The 19,771-nt window shown below is 71.6% G+C and carries 17 protein-coding genes; 14 read left to right on the top strand and 3 right to left on the bottom strand.

What is annotated here, in order from left to right:
• Positions 1-173 precede the first annotated feature (173 nt).
• Entirely contained in the window at positions 174-1,697 is a 1,524-nt protein-coding gene (locus tag ACQPY0_RS52140; RefSeq protein WP_432979121.1) for a chitinase, read from the top strand.
• Between the two features lie 77 nt (positions 1,698-1,774).
• On the opposite strand, the gene ACQPY0_RS52135 is transcribed toward ACQPY0_RS52140, so the two are convergent.
• Positions 1,775-2,641 carry a hypothetical protein gene (locus ACQPY0_RS52135; RefSeq protein ID WP_432979118.1) on the bottom strand — a complete coding sequence of 289 codons (867 nt, stop codon included), beginning with the start codon at positions 2,639-2,641 and terminating at the stop codon, positions 1,775-1,777.
• A gap of 65 nt (positions 2,642-2,706) precedes the next feature.
• Between ACQPY0_RS52135 and ACQPY0_RS52130 the strand changes: the two genes are divergently transcribed.
• From ACQPY0_RS52130 to ACQPY0_RS52085, 10 genes are all read left to right on the top strand, one after another.
• Positions 2,707-3,438 carry a beta-phosphoglucomutase family hydrolase gene (locus ACQPY0_RS52130; RefSeq protein WP_432979115.1) on the top strand — a complete coding sequence of 244 codons (732 nt, stop codon included), beginning with the start codon at positions 2,707-2,709 and terminating at the stop codon, positions 3,436-3,438.
• A complete protein-coding gene (locus ACQPY0_RS52125) occupies positions 3,435-5,780 on the top strand; it encodes a glycoside hydrolase family 65 protein (RefSeq protein ID WP_432979112.1) in 2,346 nt (781 codons plus the stop codon). Before ACQPY0_RS52130 ends, ACQPY0_RS52125 begins: the two co-directional genes overlap by 4 nt.
• Positions 5,781-5,795: 15 nt before the next feature.
• On the top strand, positions 5,796-7,766 hold the full coding sequence (locus tag ACQPY0_RS52120; protein ID WP_432979109.1) for a TIGR03960 family B12-binding radical SAM protein: 1,971 nt from the start codon (positions 5,796-5,798) through the stop codon (positions 7,764-7,766).
• Between the two features lie 70 nt (positions 7,767-7,836).
• Positions 7,837-8,583, top strand: coding sequence for a TIGR03936 family radical SAM-associated protein (locus tag ACQPY0_RS52115; protein WP_432995773.1), 747 nt, complete (start codon positions 7,837-7,839; stop codon positions 8,581-8,583).
• Between the two features lie 171 nt (positions 8,584-8,754).
• The gene (locus tag ACQPY0_RS52110) at positions 8,755-11,538 is read left to right on the top strand and encodes an Rne/Rng family ribonuclease (RefSeq protein ID WP_432979106.1); all 2,784 of its coding nucleotides are present in this window, start codon (positions 8,755-8,757) and stop codon (positions 11,536-11,538) included.
• Positions 11,539-11,684: 146 nt separating this feature from the next.
• The gene (rplU, locus tag ACQPY0_RS52105; protein WP_345136130.1) at positions 11,685-11,999 is read left to right on the top strand and encodes a 50S ribosomal protein L21; all 315 of its coding nucleotides are present in this window, start codon (positions 11,685-11,687) and stop codon (positions 11,997-11,999) included.
• Positions 12,000-12,008: 9 nt separating this feature from the next.
• Positions 12,009-12,266: a 50S ribosomal protein L27 gene (gene rpmA, locus ACQPY0_RS52100; protein WP_432979102.1), complete on the top strand. Its 258-nt coding sequence runs from the start codon at positions 12,009-12,011 to the stop codon at positions 12,264-12,266.
• A gap of 955 nt (positions 12,267-13,221) precedes the next feature.
• The gene (obgE, locus tag ACQPY0_RS52095) at positions 13,222-14,676 is read left to right on the top strand and encodes a GTPase ObgE (protein WP_432979099.1); all 1,455 of its coding nucleotides are present in this window, start codon (positions 13,222-13,224) and stop codon (positions 14,674-14,676) included.
• 69 nt (positions 14,677-14,745) lie between these two features.
• Positions 14,746-15,669 (top strand): GNAT family N-acetyltransferase, encoded by a 924-nt coding sequence (locus tag ACQPY0_RS52090; protein WP_432979096.1) that lies wholly within the window; start codon positions 14,746-14,748, stop codon positions 15,667-15,669.
• Between the two features lie 16 nt (positions 15,670-15,685).
• Positions 15,686-16,834, top strand: coding sequence for a hypothetical protein (locus tag ACQPY0_RS52085; RefSeq protein ID WP_432979093.1), 1,149 nt, complete (start codon positions 15,686-15,688; stop codon positions 16,832-16,834).
• On the opposite strand, the gene trpS is transcribed toward ACQPY0_RS52085, so the two are convergent.
• Positions 16,767-17,795, bottom strand: a complete 1,029-nt coding sequence (gene trpS / locus ACQPY0_RS52080; RefSeq protein ID WP_432979090.1) for a tryptophan--tRNA ligase — start codon at positions 17,793-17,795, stop codon at positions 16,767-16,769. The two genes, ACQPY0_RS52085 and trpS, sit on opposite strands and share 68 nt — an antisense overlap.
• 274 nt (positions 17,796-18,069) lie before the next feature.
• On the opposite strand from trpS, the gene ACQPY0_RS52075 reads away from it, so the two are divergent.
• Both ACQPY0_RS52075 and ACQPY0_RS52070 read left to right on the top strand, forming a co-directional pair.
• Entirely contained in the window at positions 18,070-18,249 is a 180-nt protein-coding gene (locus tag ACQPY0_RS52075; RefSeq protein WP_432979087.1) for a hypothetical protein, read from the top strand.
• Positions 18,246-18,764, top strand: a complete 519-nt coding sequence (locus tag ACQPY0_RS52070) for a hypothetical protein (RefSeq protein ID WP_432979084.1) — start codon at positions 18,246-18,248, stop codon at positions 18,762-18,764. Before ACQPY0_RS52075 ends, ACQPY0_RS52070 begins: the two co-directional genes overlap by 4 nt.
• A 44-nt stretch (positions 18,765-18,808) precedes the next feature.
• On the opposite strand, the gene ACQPY0_RS52065 is transcribed toward ACQPY0_RS52070, so the two are convergent.
• Positions 18,809-19,024 (bottom strand): DUF397 domain-containing protein, encoded by a 216-nt coding sequence (locus ACQPY0_RS52065; protein WP_432995771.1) that lies wholly within the window; start codon positions 19,022-19,024, stop codon positions 18,809-18,811.
• A 107-nt stretch (positions 19,025-19,131) separates the two neighbouring features.
• On the opposite strand from ACQPY0_RS52065, the gene nadD reads away from it, so the two are divergent.
• Positions 19,132-19,710, top strand: a complete 579-nt coding sequence (nadD, locus tag ACQPY0_RS52060; protein ID WP_432995769.1) for a nicotinate-nucleotide adenylyltransferase — start codon at positions 19,132-19,134, stop codon at positions 19,708-19,710.
• The last annotated feature ends 61 nt before the right edge of the window (positions 19,711-19,771 follow it).

The following is a 19,771-nucleotide window of genomic DNA, read 5'->3' as shown; positions in this document are numbered from 1 at the left end:
GCTCGCCGGTGATGGCCGGGTCGACGCCTGTAGACCGAGGATAGCGCGCCGCCGGAAGCCGGTTCCGGCGGAGCCTTATCAAATAGTAAAGAAACCTTGACATTAATTTGCGGTGCGTGGAACGTGGAGCGCACGTCGACGCCCATCGACGCCACCCCCACCTTGGAGTGTTCATGCGTCCACGCCATGTCACCCTGCTCGGCGGGGCCGGCGCGGCGGTTCTGACCCTCGCCGGGGTCATGATCGCCCTGCCCGCGTCCGCGGCCGAGCTGCTCACCAACCCGGGCTTCGAGACCGGTTCCGCGTCCGGCTGGACGTGCGAGTCGGCGTCCGTGACCTCCGGTGCCGCGCGCAGCGGCACCTACAAGCTGGCGGGCACGCCGGGCGGCACCACCGCGCAGTGCTCGCAGACGGTGTCCGTGCAGCCCAACACGAAGTACACCCTGTCGGGCTGGGTCAACGGCTCCTACGTCTTCATCGGCGTGACCGGCGGGGTCGACGCCAGCACCTGGACGCCGGGGACGAGCGGCTACCAGCAGCTCTCCGTCGCCTTCACCACCGGTGCGAGCCAGACCTCGGCGACCGTCTACGTGCACGGGTGGTACGGCCAGCCCGCGTACACCGCCGATGATTTCTCGGTCAACGGCCCCGGCGGCATGCCGACCACGCTCGAGCCGACCACGCCGTCGGCCTCGCCCTCGAAGTCGCCGTCGAGCTCCCCGTCGCCGTCGAAGTCCCCGTCTGCGTCGAATTCCCCGTCAAAGTCTCCGTCGACGTCCCCGACGACGCCGACCGGCTCGCTGCCGAAGCACTTCCTGACCGGCTACTGGCAGGACTTCGTCAACCCGGCGACCCCGCTGCGGCTGCGTGACGTGCCCAGCGAGTACGACCTCATCGACGTGGCCTTCGCCGAGGCCACCTCGCAGCCGGGCGGGCTGTCGTTCGCGGTGGACTCCGGCCTGTCCAGCGCGCTCGGCGGCTACTCCGACGCGGACTTCAAGGCCGACATCGCGACCCTGCACTCGCGGGGCAAGAAGGTCATCCTGTCCGTCGGCGGCGAGACCGGCCGGGTCAGCGTCGGCGACGCGACGGCCGCCACGAACTTCGCCAACAGCGCCTGGTCGCTGATGCAGCAGTACGGCTTCGACGGCGTCGACATCGACCTCGAGAACGGCCTGAACCCGACGTACATGGCGCAGGCGCTGCGATCGCTGCGGTCCAAGGCCGGCGCGAACCTGATCATCACGATGGCGCCGCAGACGATCGACATGCAGTCCACGGGCAGCGGCTACTTCGCCCTCGCCCTGTCGATCAAGGACATCCTGACGGTCGTCTACACGCAGTACTACAACTCCGGCAGCATGCTCGGCTGCGACCAGATGCAGGCGTACTCGCAGGGCACGGTCAACTTCATCACCGCCCTGGCCTGCATCCAGCTGGAGAACGGGCTGCGCCCCGACCAGGTGGCCCTGGGGCTGCCGGCCGGGACGGGCGCGGCGGGCGGCGGCGTGGTCGCGCCCTCGGTGGTCAACCAGGCCCTCGACTGCCTCGCGCGCGGCACCAACTGCGGAACTTTCAAGCCGCCGCACACGTACCCGGGCATCCGCGGGGCCATGACCTGGTCGATCAACTGGGACGTGAAGAACGGCAACGGCTTCGCCAAGACGGTGAAGCCGCACCTGGCCACACTTCCGTAGTGCCGGCCTGAGCTTTCCTCCACCAACACAGTGCCGGGGGATCGGGTGTTCCCAGCGCCCGATCTCCCGGCGCTTTTTTAGTGGCGGGTGATGATCGACGCCCGGATGTTCTGCAGCGCCGCCGAGGCCGGCTCCACCGACTTGCCGGCGAAGACCGCGATCGCGATCGCCCCGTGGTCGGCGAAGCCGCAGACGGTGGCCGAGCGGCCGTCCAGGCGGGACGCGGCGCAGCGCTGCTCGCCGCCGAGCGCGCCCGGGTCGACCTCGCGCACGTTCTGCACCTGGATCTTGGTGCCGAGCTTGCGCAGGCTCGCGTCGAGGTCCCGCCCCGGGCTGGTGATGAACCGGGTGGCCCCGAAGACCAGAATCCTGGCCTTGCCGTCGGTGGTGTCCTGGTACGCCACCGTGAACCCGGACTCGTCGAGGTGGTCCGAGGTCAGCGCCGTCCGCAGCTGCTCGGCGGTCTTCGTCGAGGCGGCATCGTTGACCTTGTTCAGGCCGGTCACGGTGGCCTCGACGTTGACCGAGGCCGGGTACTGCACCCACCACGGCCGCGCCCACGCGTAGGAGCCGCCGCAGCAGCCCGCGCACAGCACCAGCATGAACAGCATCACCCAGGGCCACTTGCGGCGGCGCCGGCGAAATTGCGGCGGGGGTGGGAACGGGCCGGGGCGATACCCGGGCGGCAATGGGCCGTAGCCGGGCGGGACAACCGGGACATATCGGATCTGCGGTTCGCTTCCGCGCTGGGGTTTGCGCGCGGGCGCGGCCGGCAGATCCAGGGTGCGCGGCCTCGGCGGGGTCTCGGGCTGGGCGGGGAGGTCGAGCGTGTCCTCCCACTGCCGGCGCCGGCGGGACCCGCCCGGCGGCACGGAGGCGGAGCCGATCCACGTCGGTGTGGCCGGCTGCCGCTGGGTCGGCGACTCGTCCGCCGGTTGTGTCACAACTGAAGGCTAACGACCCCGCGCACGCCGCGCAGAATTCGCTGTTCGGGGATAACGTCGCAATCGTGCTGGGTCTACCGGATCATGTGACCGCGTGCCTGTTCGATCTCGACGGTGTACTGACCCCGACGGCGGTCGTGCACAACAAGGCCTGGACCGCGACCTTCAACGAGTTCCTCGAGGCCAGGGGCCTGCGGGAGTTCGATCCGGTCCACGACTACAACGACTACGTGGACGGCAAGCCCCGCGAGGCGGGCGTCCGTGACTTCCTGACCTCCCGGGGCGTCTCGCTGCCCGAGGGCACCCCGGACGACCCGCCGCAGGCGCAGACCGTCAACGGGCTGGGCAACCGCAAGAACGTGCTGCTCCTGGAGCTGCTCAAGGCGGGCGGGCTGCGGCCGTACCCGTCGTCGGTGACCTACCTGCAGCGCGCGAGGGAGCTCGGGCTGCGCCGGGCGGTCGTGAGCTCCAGCGCCAACACGCTGCAGGTGATCACCTCGACCGGGCTCGCCCCGCTGCTGGAGGTCCGGGTCGACGGGGTGGCGATCCGCGAGCGCGGGCTCCAGGGCAAGCCGGCCCCGGACACGTTCCTGGAGGCGGCCCGCGAGCTGGGCGTCGAGCCCGCGCACGCCGCGGTGTTCGAGGACGCCCTCGCGGGGGTGGCGGCCGGCCGGGCCGGGGGGTTCTTCGTGGTGGGCATCGACCGAGTCGGCGGCGAGCACGCCGACGACCTGCGCCGAAGCGGCGCCGACACCGTCGTACGAGATCTGGCCGAGTTGCTGGGGGACGACGCATGAGCGGGTTTCCGGTCGAGCCGTGGGCCCTGCGTGAGACCAGCATCGACATGGACGGGCTGGCTCGGACCGAGTCGCTGTTCGCCCTGGCCAACGGGCATATCGGGCTGCGCGGCAACCTGGACGAGGGCGAGCCGTACGGGCTGCCCGGGACCTATCTGAACTCCTTCTACGAGGAGCGGCCGCTGCCCTACGCCGAGGCCGGGTACGGCTTCCCGGAGGAGGGGCAGAGCATCCTCAACGTCACCAACGGCAAGGTGTTCCGGCTGCTGGTGGACGACGAGCCGTTCGACGTGCGCTACGGCCAGTTGCACGCCCACGAGCGGGTGCTCGACCTTCGGGCCGGCACGCTGCTGCGCGACGTCGAGTGGTCCTCGCCGGCCGGGCAGCGGATCAAGGTCCGCACCGTCCGGCTGGTCTCGCTCGAACAGCGTTCGGTGTGCGCGTTCCTCTACGAGGTCGAGCCGGTCGACGAGCCGGCCCGGGTGATCGTGCAGTCGGAGCTGGTGGCGAACGAGGACGTGCCGACGCCGAGCCGGGACCCGCGGGTCGCGGCCGCGCTCGGGCACGCGCTCGTCGCCGAGGGGCACTACGCCCGGGAGCTCAACGCCCAGTTGCTGCACCGCACCAACGCCAGCCGCCTGCGCCTCGGCGCCGAGATGGACCACGAGGTCACCGCGCCCGTGCCGGTGCGCTCGCACACCGAGACCACCGACGACTGGGCGCGCACCACGTTCGCCTGCGAGCTGCAGCCCGGCCAGCGCCTGCGGATCGTGAAGTACCTCGCCTACGGCTGGTCCAGCCAGCGCTCCCGGCAGGCGATCCGCGACCAGGTGCACGGCGCGGTCGCGGGCGCCCGGCTCGGCGGGTGGGACGGGCTGGTCAAGGCGCAGCGGGAGTACCTCGACCAGTTCTGGGACCAGGCCGACGTCGAGATCGACGGCGACGCCGAGATCCAGCAGGCGGTCCGCTTCGCGCTGTTCCACCTCATGCAGGCGGGGGCGCGGGCCGAGGCCCGGCCGATCGCGGCCAAGGGGCTCACCGGGCGCGGCTACGACGGCCACGTCTTCTGGGACACCGAGAGCTTCGTGCTGCCGGTGCTGACGTACACCCACCCCCAGGTCGCCCGCGACGGCCTGCGCTGGCGCCACGACACGCTGGACCTGGCCCGCGACCGGGCCCGTCAGCTGGGCCTCAAGGGCGCCACCTTCCCCTGGCGCACCATCCGGGGCCAGGAGTGCTCCGCCTACTGGCCGGCCGGCACGGCGGGCTTCCACGTCAACGCCGACATCGCCGCGGCCGTGGTCCGCTACGTGCAGGCCACCGGCGACCGGCAGTTCGAGGCCGACGCGGGGCTGGAGCTGCTGGTCGAAACCGCCCGCCTGTGGCGCTCGCTGGGCCACCACGACCGGCACGGCGTGTTCCACATCGACGGGGTGACGGGGCCGGACGAGTACAGCGCGATCGCGGACGACAACATCTACACGAACCTCATGGCGCAGCACAATCTGCTCTCGGCCGCCGACGCCGCCGAGCGGCACCCGGAGCAGGCGCGCCGCTTCGGCGTCGACGACGAGGAGATCTCCTCGTGGCGCGACGCGGCGGAGAGGGTGCATCTGCCGTACGACCGGGAGCTGGGCGTGCACCAGCAGTCGGTCAACTTCACGCTGCACCAGGAGTGGGACTTCGACAACACGCCGCCCGAGCACTACCCGCTGCTGCTGCACTACCCATACTTCGACCTGTACCGCCGCCAGGTGGTCAAGCAGGCCGACCTCGTGCTGGCGATGCACTGGCGCGGCGACGCGTTCACGCCGGAGGAGAAGGCCCGCAACTTCCACTACTACGACGAGCGCACGGTCCGTGACTCGTCGCTGTCGGCGTGCACCCAGGCGGTCATGGCGGCCGAGGTCGGGCACACCGAGCTCGCCTACGACTACCTCGGCGAGGCGGCCTTCGTCGACCTCCACGACCTGCAGCGCAACGCGGTCGACGGCCTGCACATGGCGTCGCTGGCCGGCACCTGGCTGGCGATCGTGGCCGGCTTCGGCGGCATGCGCGACTACGGCGGCGAGCTGTCGTTCATGCCCCGGCTGCCCGGGCGCATCGACCGGCTGAGGTTCGCGCTGACCATCCACGGCGACGTGCTGCGGGTCACGGTGGAGCACGGGCGGGCGACGTACGCGGTGGACAAGGGCGAGATCGCGCTGCGCCACCACGGCGAGCACGTCAGCGTCCGGGCCGGCGAGCCGCTCACGCTGCGCATTCCGGACCCGCACCCCGTCACGCCGGCACCGCTGCAGCCGCGCGGGCGGGCGCCGCATCGGCGCGGCCGGGAGGAGTAGGTACCCTGGTATTCCGTGAGTGTGACGAGCGTCTTCCCCCGGCTCGAGCGACTGCTGCCGCGGATCAGCAAGCCGATCCAGTATGTCGGCGGTGAACTCGGCGCGGTCGTGAAGGACTGGGACGCCGCCACCGTGCGCTGGGTGCTGTCCTATCCCGACGCCTACGAGGTCGGCCTGCCCAACCAGGGCGTGCAGATCCTCTACGAGGTGCTCAACGAGCAGCCCGACGTGCTGGCCGAGCGCACCTACGCGGTGTGGCCCGACCTCGAGCAGCTGATGCGAGCAGAGGGCGTGCCGCAGTTCACCGTGGACGCCCACCGGCCGGTCGCCGCGTTCGACCTCTTCGGCATCTCGTTCGCCACCGAGCTCGGCTACACCAACCTGCTCACCATGCTCGACCTGGCCGGCATCCCGCTCGACGCGTGCGAGCGGGACGAGCGGCACCCGATCGTCGTCGCCGGCGGCCACGCGGCCTTCAACCCGGAGCCGATCGCCGACTTCATCGACGCCGCCGTGCTCGGCGACGGCGAGGAGGCGGTCCTGGAGATCACCGGGATCGTCCGCGCGTGGAAGGCCGAGGGCGAGCCCGGCGGCCGCGACGAGTTGCTGCTGCGCCTGGCCCGCACCGAGTCGGTCTACGTGCCGCGCTTCTACGACGTCGACTACCTGCCCGACGGGCGCATCCAGCGGGTCGTGCCCAACCGCGCCGACGTGCCCTTCCGGGTGCACAAGCGCACCACGATGGACCTCGACGCCTGGCCGTATCCGAAGAAGCCGCTGGTCCCGCTGGCCGAGACGGTGCACGAGCGCTACGCGGTGGAGATCTTCCGCGGCTGCACGCGCGGGTGCCGCTTCTGCCAGGCCGGCATGATCACCCGCCCGGTGCGCGAGCGCAGCATCACCACCGTGGGGCAGATGGTCGCCGAGGGGCTGGAGTTCTCCGGCTTCCACGAGGTGGGGCTGCTGTCGCTGTCCTCGGCGGACCACTCCGAGATCGGCGACATGTGCTCGGGGCTCGCGCAGCAGTACGAGGGCACCAACGTGTCGCTGTCGCTGCCCTCCACACGGGTCGACGCGTTCAACGTGACGCTCGCCCAGGAGCTCTCCCGCAACGGGCGGCGCACGGGCCTCACCTTCGCGCCCGAGGGCGGTTCGGAGCGGATCCGCCAGGTGATCAACAAGATGGTCACCGAGGAGGACCTGATCCGCACGGTCGTCACCGCGTACACCAACGGCTGGCGCCAGGTGAAGCTGTACTTCATGTGCGGCCTGCCCACCGAGACCGACGACGACGTGCTGCAGATCGCCAAGCTCGCGCACGAGGTCATCCGGGCCGGCCGGGAGGCCACCGGCTCGCGGGACATCCGCTGCACGGTCTCGATCGGCGGCTTCGTGCCCAAGCCGCACACCCCGTTCCAGTGGGCGCCGATGGAGGAGCCGGAGATCATCGACCGGCGGCTCAAGGCGCTCAAGGACGCCATCAACTCCGACCGGTCGCTCGGCCGGGCGATCGGGTACCGCTACCACGACGGCGAGCCCTCGCAGGTCGAGGGCCTGCTGAGCCGGGGCGACCGGCGCGTCGGCGCGGTGATCCGCCGGGTCTGGCAGGACGGCGGGCGCTTCGACGGCTGGTCGGAGCACTTCTCCTTCAAGCGCTGGGTGGACGCCGCTGCCGAGGTTCTGCCGCAGCACGGCGTGAGCCTGGACTGGTACACCACCCGCGAGCGCGAGCAGCACGAGGTCCTGCCCTGGGACCACCTCGACTCCGGCCTGGACAAGGACTGGCTCTGGCAGGACTGGCAGGACGCGCTGACCGGCTACGAGCAGGACGACTGCCGCTGGACGCCGTGCTTCGACTGCGGCGTCTGCCCCAGCCAGGACACCGAGATCCAGATCGGGCCCACCGGCCGGAAGCTGCTGCCGCTCACGCCGGTCTCGGGTCTGCGGGTGCCCGGCGCGGCCCATTCGGAGGCGGAGCATGCCTAAGCGCCAGCCGGAGAGCAACCAGGAGCCGATCGTCCAGCGGATCCGATTGCGATACGCCAAGCGCGGCCCGCTGCGCTTCACCTCCCACCGCGACTTCGCCCGCGCCTTCGAGCGGGCCCTGCTGCGAGCCAACGTGCCGATCGCGTACTCGCAGGGCTTCACCCCGCACCCCAAGGTCTCCTACGCCTCGGCGGCGCCGACCGGGGTGGCCAGCGAGGCGGAGTATCTCGAGATCGGCCTGCGGGCCGTCGTCGACCCGGGCGAGCTGCGCGCGGCCCTCGACGCGGCCCTGTCGCCGGGCCTCGACGTGCTGGAGGCGGTCGAGTCGCCGCTCACCGGCGGGGGCAGCCTCGCCGACCGGATCGACGCCTCGACCTGGCGGATCGAGCTGCCCGGCGTCCGCGGGCCCGACGCCGCCGTCGCCGTTCGGGCCTTCCTCAACGCCCCCGAGGTGCTCGTGGAGCGGCTCACCAAACAGGGCCGGCGCACCTTCGACACGCGCGCCGCCGTGGTGCGTCTCCACTGCGCCGATGCCGAAAATCTGTCGGATTCCACCATCGGTGACGTACCTTCCGAGGTCACCGACGCACCGTGTGCGATACTCGACCTTGTCGTACGGCAGGTAACCCCGACCGTGCGGCCCGACGATGTGCTGTCCGGTCTGCGCGTTGTAGCCGACCTGGAGCCGCCGGTCCCGCCCCGTGCGACCCGACTGGCTCAGGGAGTGCTGACCGCGCAGGGCGACCTCGTCGATCCGCTCGCCCAGTCCGGCGATGGGGATCGGCCGGCGGCCGTCGTGGGGACTTCGTCGCTGTAGACGATGGGCGAACTGCCAGATGGCGGTCGCCGGTCGCCGGGCGCGAGGTTGGCAGACTTTCGGCGGATCGTCCGCGAGAGCGGATACCTCCGCCGGCACAACATATATGCGGTGCCCCCGTGTGGCTGCGTTGCTACGCGCCCGGGAGCGCCAGAACTGGAGAACGTCCGCATGTTCGACAACGAGTCGGCAAGCGGCGACACCACCGGCGAAGAGCCGGTGGCCGCTGCCGCAGCCAGCGAAGACGAGAGCACCACCCCCGTCCGGCGCACGCGTCGCCGGACCACCAAGGCCGCCGCTGCCGCCGCGGAGGAGCCCGCTGCTGCCGCCGCGGAGGAGCGTGCTTCCGAACCCGTCGCGGAGCCAGCCCCGGCAACCACCCGCCGACGGCGGAAGGTGACACCCGCCGCCGAAGCGGCCGAAACCGGCGAATCCGGCGAGTTCGGGCAGCAGGCGCTGCCGATCGACGAGCCGCCGGCCCCGGTCAAGGCCACCCGCACCCGCCGGAGCCGCGCCAAGGTCGTCGAGCCCGAACCGGAGCCCGAGCCGTTGCCGGTCGAGGAGGAGGAAGAGCCCCTCGCCGAGGAGTTCGCGGCCGAGGAGGCCGAGGAGGACGCCGACACGCCCGAGGAGCTCGAGCCCCTGGTCGTGGAGGAGGAGCCGCCCGCGCGGGCCGGCCGCCGCGCCGCGCCCGTACAGCTGCTGTTCATGCCCCCGAGCGACCAGATCGCGCCCGTGCCCGCCGACGAGGAGGACCTGGCCGAGGAGGAGCCGGTCGGCCGGGGCCGCCGGCGCCGCCGGGGCCGGGCCGCGGCCGAGGAGGTCGTCGCCGAGGCGCCGGCCGAGGCGGTCGAAGAGGCTGCCGCGGACACCGACGAGGCCGAGGTCGAGGAGGAGGACGAGGAGGACGACGAGTCCTTCGAGGGCTCCGCCCGCCGCCGGCGCCGCCGGGGCCGTCGCGGCCGGGGCCGGGGCCGGGGCACCGCCGGCGACGAGTTGGACGAGGCGGATGGTGAGGAGGCCGAGGCCGACGGGGAGGCCGAGGAGGCCGCCGCGGACGAGGAGGCGGAGGCCGCCGCCGACGAGGACGGCGAGGACGACGGCGAGGGCCTGACCCGCCGCCGGCGCCGCCGCCGGCGCAAGGGCTCGGCCGACACCGAGGCCGCCGACGACCCGCACGTGGTCGTGAAGATCCGTGAGCCGCGCAGCGCCGCCCGCGACGAGGTGCAGGGAGTCTCCGGCTCGACCCGGCTGGAGGCCAAGCGCCAGCGCCGCCGGGACGGCCGCGAGCAGCGCCGCACCCGTCCGCCGATCCTCAGCGAGGCCGAGTTCCTGGCCCGCCGCGAGGCGGTGGACCGCACGATGGTGATCCGGCAGAAGAACGACCGCACGCAGATCGCGGTGCTCGAGGACAAGGTGCTCGTCGAGCACTACGTCACCCGGGCCTCCTCCAGCTCCATGGTCGGCAACGTCTACCTCGGCCGGGTGCAGAACGTGCTGCCCAGCATGGAGGCGGCGTTCGTCGACATCGGCCGGGGCCGCAACGCGGTGCTCTACGCCGGCGAGGTCAACTGGGACGCCACCGGCCTGGAGGGGCGCACCCGCACCATCGAGCAGGCGCTCAAGTCCGGCGACTCGGTGCTCGTCCAGGTCACCAAGGACCCCATCGGCACCAAGGGCGCCCGCCTCACCAGCCACATCGCGCTCTCCGGCCGGCACCTGGTCTACGTGCCGCACGGCAACGCGTCCGGCATCAGCCGCAAGCTCTCCGACATCGAGCGCAAGCGCCTGCGTGACGTGCTCAAGAACCTGGTCCCCGACGGCGCCGGCGTGATCGTGCGCACCGCGGCCGAGGGCGCCTCCGAGGACGACCTGGCCCGCGACGTGAAGCGGCTGCAGGCGCAGTGGGAGGCCATCCAGGACAAGTCACAGGGCAGCAGCGCGCCGGCCCTGCTCTACGAGGAGCCCGAGCTCGTCGTGCGGGTCGTGCGTGACCTGTTCAACGAGGACTTCCGCGAGCTGGTCATCCAGGGCAGCGACGCCTACGAGTCGGTCGAGCCCTACCTGTCGCACGTGTCGCCGGACCTCGTCGACCGGGTGCACCACTACACCGGCACCGGCGACGCCTTCGCGGACCTGCGCATCGACGAGCAGCTGATCAAGGCGCTGGACCGGCGGGTGTTCCTGCCCTCCGGCGGCAGCCTGGTCATCGACCGCACCGAGGCGATGACCGTCATCGACGTCAACACCGGCAAGTACACCGGCGCCGGTGGCAACCTCGAGGAGACGGTCACCCGCAACAACCTGGAGGCGGCCGAGGAGATCGTCCACCAGCTGCGGCTGCGCGACCTCGGCGGCATCATCGTCATCGACTTCATCGACATGGTCCTGGAGTCCAACCGCGAGCTGGTCCTGCGCCGGCTGACCGAGTGCCTGGGCCGGGACCGGACCAAGCACCAGGTCACCGAGATCACGTCGCTCGGCCTGGTCCAGATGACCCGCAAGCGGGTCGGGCAGGGCCTGCTGGAGGCGTTCAGCGAGACCTGCGAGGTCTGCAAGGGCCGCGGCCTGATCATCCACACCGAGCCGATTCCGGAGAAGCGCAGCGGCGGCAACGGCGGGCACAGCCACGCGGTGGCGAAGGTGGCCTCGGCCACCTCCTCGGCCGGGGTCACCACCGGTGTCGAGGAGGCCGACGTGCCCGCGCCGCGCAGCCGGCGCCGTGGCCGCCGCGGTGCCACCGCGGTCGCCGAGGAGGCGCCGGCGGAGGAGGAGACCGCGGTCGGCGAGGAGGCCTCGCACCCTGTCGAGGACGTGGCCGAGGACGCGGAGTTCACGCCGATCGCCTCCGAGGACGACCCCGACAACATCGACGAGGACGAGGACGAGGGGGCGGGCAACGGGGCCCGTCGCCGCACTCGCCGGGGTGGCGTCCGGCGCCGGACCCGCCCCTGATTTGGGGAGTACGCCGCGCATGGCGTACTCTCTCTAAAGCGCACTTTCGTGCGCGGGGTCTTTCGCGTGCCTCAATCAGTTCTCAGCTGATGGCGGGCATGCGGCCCGACCAGCCCGCCAGTAGCTACGACAGGAGTCCGCGTCCCATGTACGCGATCGTCAAGACCGGCGGCAAGCAGTACAAGGTCGCCGAGGGCGATGTGATCGAGGTCGAGAAGCTCGCGGGCGAGCCGGGCGATGCGCTGACGCTCTCCGCGGTCCTGCTTGTCGACGGCGAGGATCTCATCACCGACGCGGCCAAGCTTGCCAGTGCCGCAGTGACCGCCGAGGTCGTCGCGCACACCAAGGGTCCGAAGATCCGGATCCACAAGTTCAAGAACAAGACCGGCTACCACAAGCGCCAGGGTCACCGTCAGCCGCTGACCCAGGTGAAGGTCACCGGCATCTCCACCGGGAAGTAGGCAAGCGCGATGGCACACAAAAAGGGTGCGTCCAGCTCGCGGAACGGGCGCGACTCCGCCGCCCAGCGGCTCGGCGTGAAGCGGTTCGGCGGCCAGCTGGTCAAATCCGGCGAGATCATCATCCGCCAGCGCGGCACCAAGTTCCACCCGGGCGACCTCGTCGGCCGCGGTGGCGACGACACGCTGTTCGCGCTCGCCGCCGGTCACGTGACCTTCGGCACCAAGCGCGGCCGCAAGACGGTCAGCATCACTCCGGCCGTGGGCTGATCTCGCAGTTTTCCGCGCGGCGGGCAGGGGCACAAATCGTCCCTCGCCCGCCGCTGCTGCGTTCCGGGCATAAGCCTCCACGGCTCGCCGTTGGTGTGCTCCGGAGGCTGCCCGCGGATTCCGGCGGTGGCGTGTTCCACGGTCGGCGCGGGAGGCCTGCGTGGTCGTGTCGCGGGGCTGCGTGGGAAGGCTGGTTCCGGCGTCGCTGTGCTGTAGGGCTGCGTGGGAAGGCTGATTCCGGGGTTGCCGTGCTGTGCAGGGTTGCGGGGGAGGCTGATTCCGGCGTCGCTGTGCTTGTAGGGCTGCGTGGGAGGGCTGATTCCGGCGTTGCCGTGTTGCAGGGCTGCGGGGAGGGCTGACTCTGGCGCTGCCGTGTTGCAGGGCTGCGCGGGAGGACTGATTCCTGCGTGGTTGTGTTGCACGGGCCGAGCGGGAAGGCTGGCTCGGGCTGCTGGGCCGCAGGAAGCTGACTCTGGTCTTGCCATGTTGCAGGGCTGCGGGAAGGCTGGCTCCGGCTCCGGCTGCGGGGGCGCAGGAAGCTGACTCTGGCGTTGCCGTGTTGCGGGGGCGTGGAAGGCTGGCTCTGGCTGCGAGGGCGCGGGGGAGGCTGACTCTGGCGTTGCCGTGTTGCGGGGCCGCGGGAAGGACTGATTCCGGCGTGGCCGTGCTTCGGGGCTGCGGGAAGGACTCATTCCGGCGTGGTCGGGGTCCGGGGCTGCGTGGGAGGATCGATTGCTGCGTGGTCGGGTTTCGGGGCTGCGTGGGGAGCGATTCCGGCGTGGTCGGGCTCCGGGCTTTGCGGTTGTGTGGTGGTAGGACTGATTCCGGGCCGGAGGCCGAGCGTGACTGCGCGCGGGCCTGGCAGCGACGGCGCGTAGCGCCGAGCGGTGTCTGGCGGGAGCGACGGTCGTGCCCCGGGCGGACCCGAGTAAATGATCTCTTGAAGGGTGTTGCGGTGACCTCGTTCGTTGACCGGGCCGTGCTGCATGTGAAGGCCGGCGACGGTGGTCACGGCTGCGTGTCCATCCACCGGGAGAAGTTCAAGCCGTTCGGCGGGCCCGATGGCGGGGACGGCGGGCACGGTGGCAGTGTCACGCTGATCGTCGACCCTGGTGTGCACACGCTGCTTGACTTCCACTTTCATCCGCACCAGAAGGCTCGCAACGGCAACGGCGGGGCCGGGAACGACCGCGACGGGGCCAACGGCGAGACGCTGGAACTGCGGGTGCCCGACGGGACCGTCGTGCAGACGCTCGACGGCGAGGTGCTCGCCGACCTCGTGGGGTCCGGCACGCAGTTCGAGCTGGCCCGGGGCGGGCGGGGCGGGCGGGGCAACGCCTCGCTGGCCAGCACGCGGCGCAAGGCGCCCGGGTTCGCGGAGCTTGGCGAGCCCGGCGAGCAGCTCGATGTCGTGCTCGAGCTCAAGAGCGTCGCCGACGTCGGCCTGGTCGGGTTCCCGTCGGCCGGCAAGTCGTCGCTGATCGCCGCGATCTCGGCGGCCCGGCCGAAGATCGCCGATTATCCGTTCACCACGCTCGTGCCCAATCTCGGCGTCGTGCAGGCCGGTGACGACACGTTCACCGTCGCCGACGTGCCGGGGCTCATCCCGGGCGCGGCGACCGGCAAGGGCCTGGGCCTGGAGTTCCTGCGCCACATCGAGCGCACCGCCGTCCTCGTGCACGTGGTCGACACCGCGGCGCTGGAGACCGAGCGGGACCCGGTCTCCGACATCGACGCGATCGAGGCGGAGCTGGTCGCGTACGGCGGGCTGGAGGACCGGCCGCGCCTGGTCGTGCTCAACAAGATCGACGTGCCGGACGGGCGCGACCTCGCCGACATCGTGCGCCCCGAGCTCGAGGCGCGCGGCTACACCGTGCACCAGGTCAGCGCGGTCAGCCACGAGGGCCTGCGCGAGCTGGTCTTCGCCGTCGCCGAGCTGGTCAAGGCGCACCGGGCGGCCGCGCCGCCGCCGGAGCGCACCCGGATCATCCTGCGCCCGGTCGCGGTCGACGACAGCGGCTTCGTCGTCGAGCGCGACGCCGAGGGCGTGTACGTCGTGCGGGGCGGCGCGCCGGAGCGCTGGGTGCGCCAGACCAACTTCGACAACGACGAGGCCGTCGGCTATCTTGCCGACCGCCTCGCCCGGCTCGGCGTCGAGGTCGCGCTGAAGAAGGCCGGCGCGCAGCCCGGCGACCCCGTTCGTATTGGCGTCCGTGAATTCGATTGGCAACCGAACCTGTTCGTCGAGGAAGAGTTCGTGCCGGGCAACCGCGGCACCGACTACCGGCTGGAGGAGCCCAGCAAGCGGGTCGGAGCGGCCGATCGCAAGGCCCTGCGGGCGGCCCGCCGGCGGCCCTACGAGGAGCTGGAACTTTCATCCGTGGGCGAGGACGACGACGAGGATTATTGACCCGCTCCGCAACGTGATGCGCCCGTTGAGTGAAACATCGGGGAAATCGAGGGTGCGTACCGTCGTTCCATGTTGATCGAGCAACGTCCATCGGGCGACTCGGAAGTGATCGCGCTCGTGGTCGACCAGCAGGTCGAGCTGCGGGCGCGCGACGGTGGCCGGGAGGGTCACGTGTACGCGGTCGAGCCGGCCGCGCGCTACCTGGTCGCGGTCGTCGGCGGCGATGCCGTGGCCTGCGGGGCGCTGCTCGCGATCGACATCGACGCCGCCGAGGTGACCCGGCTCTACGTTCGCCCGGCGTACCGGGGGCGCGGGCTGGGGCGCCGGATGCTCGCCGCGCTCGAGGACCTCGCCGCCTCGCGCGGGCACCGGGTGCTGCGCCTGGAGGCGGGCGTCACCTCGCCGGAGGCCATCTCGCTGTTCCTCGGCGCCGGCTATCGGCCCATCGCGCGGTTCGGGCGCTACGCGAAGTACGAGGGCAGCCGCTGTTTCGAGAAGCGTTTCGACGACGCCGGGCGCGAAACGCGGGTGGTGCGCCGGGCCGCCGCCGATCCTTCCGTCGCGGAGCTGGTCGGGCTGTCGGCCGATGAGGCGGCCAACCGCTACGGCGATCCGGGGGCGCGCCGGTTCCCGGTCGACCCGCATGCCAAGTTCGTCCTGGCGACGGTGGACGGGGTGAGCGCCGGGTGCGGCGGCATCCAGCCGCTGGACGACCAGACGGTCGAGATCAAGCGCATGTACGTGCGGCCGGCATATCGCGGCAACGGCATCGCCCGGCGGATGCTCGCCGCCCTGGAGGACCTGGCGGCCGGCTCGCACTACCTGTTCATCCGGCTGGAGACCGGCCCGCGGCAGCCCGAGTCCATCCGATTGTACGAATCAGCCGGTTACCGACCGATTCCGCCGTATGGGCCGTACGTACACAGCCCGCTCAGCCTGTGTTACGAAAAACTCGTGATTGCCCCCGAGCCCATCGCGTCCGAGCTCGGCTGAGGCTAGTCTCTGGTCGGTGGGCATCCTTGAGCGGCTGACCCGACCGGCCCGTTCACCACGGGAGCGCTTCGCCGACCACGTGCTGGCCGAGCTGCGCAGACTCGGATTCACCGACGCTGAATTCCGCCCGACCCAGTTCGCCATCGTGTGCGAATGCGGCCAGGACGCGTACAGCACACTGTTTCTGTCGAAGGCTTTTACGCAGTACCAGCGCAGCCACGTGGATCGTAAGCAGTTCGTGCGGGAGTTCGTGGCGCACAGCCTCACCCCACCGGCCCAGCCGGCGTCCTTCGCCGAGGCGCGGCCCGAGCTGCGGCTCGCTCTTCGCCACGCGGCCCGGGGGACGCGCACGCTGCGCCGCCCCGCCCTGCCGCACCTGGATGAGGTCGTGCTCGCCGGCGACGTACCGCTGGACATCGACAGCCCGGCGCGCTGGGGAGTGAGCGCCGAGGCGATCTTCGCCGAGGCCCACTACCGCACCCTGGCCCGCGCGGAGCTGCCCGCCTCGGCCGGGTTCTTCGGCCCCTCGGTGCTGCATGTGCCCGACTACGGCGGCGAGCAGCTGGTCTCCTGGGTCCTGCTGGACGGCTGGCTGGCCGAGCTCGACGAGCAGGTCGGCGGGCGGGCCGTGGCGTTCCTGCCGAGCACGCTCATGCTGCTGGTCTGCGCCGACGAGCCGCGCCTGGTCGAGCAGCTCTACGAGCTGGCCGCCGACGAGTACGCCCGCACGCCCCGGCCGCTGTCGCCGATGGCCTACACGAGCGACGACGACGGGCGGGTCGTGCCGTTCCTGCCACCGCGCGGGCACCCCGCGTATCCGGCCGCGGCGCGGGCCGCCCGGCGGCTGGCCGCCGACGTGGCCGAGCACCAGCGGCGCACCCTGGGCGATCCGCGCCTGGTGGGGGCCACCCTCGCCGCCCGGCCGGACGGGTCGGCGTTCACGACGGCCCAGTGGGTCGTCGGCACCCCGGCGCTGCTGCCCGCCGTGGATCTGGTGGGCGTGTCCGTGCCGGGCGAGAAAGTGTTCCACGTGCCGTGGGCGCTGCTGATCGAGGCCGATCTCGTGCTCGAGGAGATCGACTACCGGCCGGCGCGCTTCAGCGTGGTGTCGGCGCCGTCGTCGGCGTCCCTGGGCTACCTGCGGGAGCGGGCTGTGCGGTGGTGAGTCCCATCGCGTTGCGGACTCTGCTCACCGTCGCGTCGGCGCGTTCCCTGGCCTGCGCGGCGCCTTGAGCGAGCGCTTGTTCGATGTCCTGCGGTGTCAGTTCGTGGTAGCGGCGCTGGATCGGCTCCAGCAGGGCGATGACGGCGTCTGCCGTGGCGGCCTTGAGTGAGCCGTAATTCTCGTACTTTGCGGCGATTTGCTCGGATTTATCGCCTGTAATGGCTGAAAGCAGGTCGAGCAGGTTGGATACGCCCGGCTTGCGCTCCGGGTCGTAGACGACCTCGGTGCCGGTGTCGGTGACCGCTCGCATGATCTTGCGGCGCAGCACGTCGGGCGGGTCGAGCAGGAACAGCACGCCGTTGGTCGAGGCGTTGGTCTTGCCCATCTTGGCGGTCGGGTCGGACAGGTCGGCGACCCGCGCGGCGACCTGCGGGAGGACCGCCTCCGGGACGGTGAAGACCGGGCCGAAGCGCTCGTTGAAGCGCAGCGCCAGGTCCCGCGTGAGCTCGACGTGCTGGCGCTGGTCGCGGCCGACCGGCACCTCGGCGATGTCGTGCAGCAGGATGTCCGCGGCCATGAGCACCGGGTAGGTGAGCAGCGACAGGCGGGTACCGCTGCCGCCGCCCTTCTCCTTGAACTGGATCATCCGGTGGACCTCGCCGTAGGAGGCGACGCACTCCAGCAGGTAGTGCAGCTCCGCGTGGGCGGGCAGGTCGGATTGGCGGTACAGGATCGTGCTTCGTGTATCCAGCCCGCCGGCCAGCAGCAGGCCCGCGACCTGGGTGGTCAGCTCCCGCAGGCGGGCCGGATCGTGCGGGACCGTGAGCGCGTGCAGGTCGGCGACGAACACGGTGGTCGGCTGGCGGTGCTGCGCCTCGATGACCGGGCGGATCGCGCCGAGGTAGTTGCCCAGCTGAAGCGGGCCGGTCGGCTTGAACCCGGAGATGCGGCGGTTGGACATCGATGGACCTCCTGGACGGAGGCCGCCGGGCCCGGGCCGCACCACACACGGAACAGCCGCCCGGACCGGGCGGCCTTGGTGGTGTGTGGGGTGTCGCGGTGCGCGAGATCAGGCCGCCCCTACGGGGCGCGCCAGCTGTTCGATCGGGTGGTGCGCGACATGGCGACAACACTAGCACCGGCGGGCGGGTTCGGGATTTGCTGGCCCCTCCCAAGCGGGGAATTGTGGTGTTCGCTTGGGGGGCGTGGGGAGGGCGACAACGGGGGTGGAGGCCGTGCGGAACATCGACGACGACATTGACGGGGAGCGGGCCTGGCTGCGGCTGGAGTGTCCGGTGTGCCGGGGGTGGCTCGGCGTGCCGGCGGACGTGCCGCGGGGGCCGGCGGCGTATCGGGTGGCGCGCCGGATCGACGCGTTCACCCATCGGCACCGCGCGTGCGGGCGGCGGCCGTGACGCGGGTGCGGCAGTTCCGGCTGCTCGTGGCCGGAGAGATCGGCGAGCCGGCGGCGGACGCGCTGTTCGGGCGGGCCGGCGATCTGTGCGTGGAGGTGCTGCCCGCGGGCGGTTCGCTGCCCGTGCACCCGGATCTCCCGGGCGGCTCGGCGTGGGTGGCCTGGGTGGCGTTCGACCGGGTGGCGCCGACGCTGCTCGACGCCGTGGTGTCCGGGGTGCGCGACCTGGACGTGGCGGGGCTCGGGATCGCGGCCGCGATCGCCGACGACTCGCTGGTGACGCCCGCGACCATCGCCGAGCGGTTCGGGCGGGCCGTGGCCGCGGAGCAACTGCCGGCGTCGCTGGATCCGCGGCGGCCGGTGTTCGACTGGGGTGAGGTGGTGCAGCGGCTGGGCGCCTCCTCGTCCTCGGCGGAGGACGAGGAGGCGGTGCTGGAGGCCGTCTCGCTCACGCTGCGCGTGCGCGCGCTCGGGCCGCGGCTGGGGCGGCTCGGGCCGCTCCGGTCGCTGCTCTAGCGCTTGACTCGGGCCCGTTGCGGGCCGTGGCGTTCGGGCGGGTGTCAGGCGACGTCGAACTCGCCGTCCTTGGCGCCCGCCACGAACGCGTCCCACTCGCCCTGGGTGAAGACGAGGACGGGGCTGTCCGGGTCGGCGCCGTTGCGCAGGCCGATGAGGTCGTCGACGAACGCCACCTCAACGCGGCTGCCGTGGCTGTCGCCGGGGGCCGAGCGCCACACGGCGCGGGAGTGGTCGAAATCACCCTTCGGGTGGGGCATCGTCATGGGCGCCACCGTACCGCTGACGCTTCGTGAGCGTCGTACCCGGCGCCCCGTTCGGGTGACCGGTTTTCGATCATTACGATGCGGTGATGCGTGTGGGCATCATGGGCGGCACCTTCGACCCGATCCACCACGGGCACCTCGTGGCCGCGAGCGAGGTGGCCGACCGCTTCGGGCTGGACGAGGTGGTGTTCGTGCCGACCGGGCAGCCCTGGCAGAAGAGCGAGTTCGCGGTGAGCCCGGCCGAGGACCGATACCTCATGACGGTCATCGCCACCGCCTCCAACCCGCGCTTCACGGTCAGCCGCGTGGACATCGACCGCGGCGGGCCGACCTACACCGTGGACACGCTGCGTGACCTGCGCACGGCGTACGGTGCCGATGCCGAACTGTTCTTCATCACCGGCGCCGACGCGCTGAGCAAGATCCTGTCCTGGAAGGACGCGACCGACCTGTTCGAGCTCGCGCACTTCGTGGCCGTCACCCGGCCCGGGTTCGAGCTCAACGCCGAGCACCTGCCGGCCGACACGGTGAGCCTGGTGCAGGTCCCGGCCATGGCGATCTCCTCGACGAACTGCCGGCGGCGGGTCGAGGAGGGCAAGCCGGTCTGGTATCTGGTGCCCGACGGGGTGGTCCAATACATCGCAAAGCGCGGTTTGTACCGAAAAGTCGGCAACATCTGAGAGGCAGAATGTCGTACCCGCGTGAGAGGCTGGAACCAGCCCGGTGAAACCGGCCGGGGTG

The sequence above is a fragment of the Dactylosporangium sp. CA-233914 genome, from assembly GCF_050942935.1.
Taxonomy (GTDB): domain Bacteria; phylum Actinomycetota; class Actinomycetes; order Mycobacteriales; family Micromonosporaceae; genus Dactylosporangium.
The sequence above is the reverse complement of the archived record's forward strand: the minus strand, read 5'-3'. Positions and strand labels throughout refer to the sequence as shown.

Bases quoted from the DNA above. Each gene is read 5' to 3' on its own strand.
- ACQPY0_RS52140 (WP_432979121.1), top strand. From the start codon at position 174: ATGCGTCCACGCCATGTCACCCTGCTCGGCGGGGCCGGCGCGGCGGTT.
- ACQPY0_RS52125 (WP_432979112.1), top strand. From the start codon at position 3,435: ATGAGCGGGTTTCCGGTCGAGCCGTGGGCCCTGCGTGAGACCAGCATC.
- ACQPY0_RS52110 (WP_432979106.1), top strand. From the start codon at position 8,755: ATGTTCGACAACGAGTCGGCAAGCGGCGACACCACCGGCGAAGAGCCG.
- rplU (WP_345136130.1), top strand. From the start codon at position 11,685: ATGTACGCGATCGTCAAGACCGGCGGCAAGCAGTACAAGGTCGCCGAG.
- rpmA (WP_432979102.1), top strand. From the start codon at position 12,009: ATGGCACACAAAAAGGGTGCGTCCAGCTCGCGGAACGGGCGCGACTCC.
- ACQPY0_RS52090 (WP_432979096.1), top strand. From the start codon at position 14,746: ATGTTGATCGAGCAACGTCCATCGGGCGACTCGGAAGTGATCGCGCTC.
- trpS (WP_432979090.1), bottom strand. From the start codon at position 17,795: ATGTCCAACCGCCGCATCTCCGGGTTCAAGCCGACCGGCCCGCTTCAG.
- ACQPY0_RS52065 (WP_432995771.1), bottom strand. From the start codon at position 19,024: ATGCCCCACCCGAAGGGTGATTTCGACCACTCCCGCGCCGTGTGGCGC.
- nadD (WP_432995769.1), top strand. From the start codon at position 19,132: ATGGGCGGCACCTTCGACCCGATCCACCACGGGCACCTCGTGGCCGCG.